The sequence below is a fragment of the Cupriavidus mimosae genome, assembly GCF_023952485.1.
Lineage (GTDB): Bacteria > Pseudomonadota > Gammaproteobacteria > Burkholderiales > Burkholderiaceae > Cupriavidus > Cupriavidus taiwanensis_C.
Genome location: NZ_JALHRY010000111.1, coordinates 1 through 617 on the forward strand (window position 1 = coordinate 1; position 617 = coordinate 617).

The following is a 617-nucleotide window of genomic DNA, read 5'->3' on the forward strand; positions in this document are numbered from 1 at the left end:
GGGGTGACGGCGTACCTTTTGTATAATGGGTCAGCGACTTACATTCAGTGGCAAGCTTAACCGATTAGGGAAGGCGTAGCGAAAGCGAGTCCGAACAGGGCGTTGAGTCGCTGGGTGTAGACCCGAAACCAGATGATCTATCCATGGCCAGGTTGAAGGTGCGGTAACACGTACTGGAGGACCGAACCCACTAACGTTGAAAAGTTAGGGGATGAGCTGTGGATAGGGGTGAAAGGCTAAACAAATCTGGAAATAGCTGGTTCTCTCCGAAAACTATTTAGGTAGTGCCTCGTGTCTCACCTTCGGGGGTAGAGCACTGTCATGGTTGGGGGGTCTATTGCTGATTACCCCGCCATAGCAAACTCCGAATACCGAAGAGTGCAATCACGGGAGACAGACATCGGGTGCTAACGTCCGGTGTCAAGAGGGAAACAACCCAGACCGCCAGCTAAGGTCCCCAAATATAGCTAAGTGGGAAACGAAGTGGGAAGGCTAAAACAGTCAGGAGGTTGGCTTAGAAGCAGCCACCCTTTAAAGAAAGCGTAATAGCTCACTGATCGAGTCGTCCTGCGCGGAAGATGTAACGGGGCTAAGCTATATACCGAAGCTGCGGACGC

General features: G+C 51.9%; 1 rRNA gene. It reads left to right on the forward strand.

The features are described 5' to 3' along the window. Positions 1-617, forward strand: a 23S ribosomal RNA gene (locus MKD50_RS30570); the annotation flags it as partial.